Here is a 670-nt window from a genome sequence, read left to right on the forward strand (position 1 = left end):
CAAGTAACCAATATTCCGGCCATAAGTTTCTGCAGATTCGAGTGCAAGACTAGCGCTTTGAACAGCGCGAGTTAGGTATTCACTTGGAAGCGGGGCAAGCCTCTCTTGTAAATCGAACAGCCCCACCGCTGTTACGTATGCCTGGCCGGCGACCTGCTGCCCATCTTCGTTGAGCATCGACCCTTCTAGATCGATCAACTGATTTTTTCTGACTACAACCTTCACCGACTACCCCTTTTTCGAAGGCCGCCATCCTATGCAGAATGTGCAGCTTGTCAAGATCAAGATAAAGCGGGAAGAAAGGCAAATTTTTTTACGCTGCGAGCGCGTACTGTGCGCTATTTGCTGCGTCAGATAAAAGCCCCAGGTCGTTGGAGCGGATGTAGAGGGTCAGGGAGATTTCCCGGGTCTCGACATTGGGGTGGAACTGATACAGCAGGTGGCACGGCGGCAAGGCCATTTCATCCAGCTGCGCGCAGTTCCAGCCGTGGAACAGGATCCGCCGGCTACCCGGGTCGTTGATGATGGTATCGACGCACTGGCGCACCTGATCGATGGCCTTGTACAGCACCACGTAACCCTGGCCCTCTTCCTCGCCTGCGGCGATCTGCCGGTAGCCCTGGCTCAAGGCCAGGTCAATGGCGGCCTGGTTGCTGGTCTTGATCTGCTT

1 protein-coding gene and 1 pseudogene are annotated in these 670 nt (G+C 55.2%); both read right to left on the reverse strand.

Translation table 11 applies throughout. The features are described 5' to 3' along the window. Nucleotides 1-225, reverse strand: a pseudogene (locus tag BLX41_RS36045) (tyrosine-type recombinase/integrase); the annotation flags it as partial. Nucleotides 226-313: 88 nt separating this feature from the next. Then, nucleotides 314-670, reverse strand: a 357-nt coding sequence (locus tag BLX41_RS36050; protein WP_259745101.1) for a thymidylate synthase, incomplete at its 5' end; no start/stop codon positions are given.

Source organism: Pseudomonas protegens (assembly GCF_003732485.1).
Taxonomy (GTDB): domain Bacteria; phylum Pseudomonadota; class Gammaproteobacteria; order Pseudomonadales; family Pseudomonadaceae; genus Aquipseudomonas; species Aquipseudomonas protegens_B.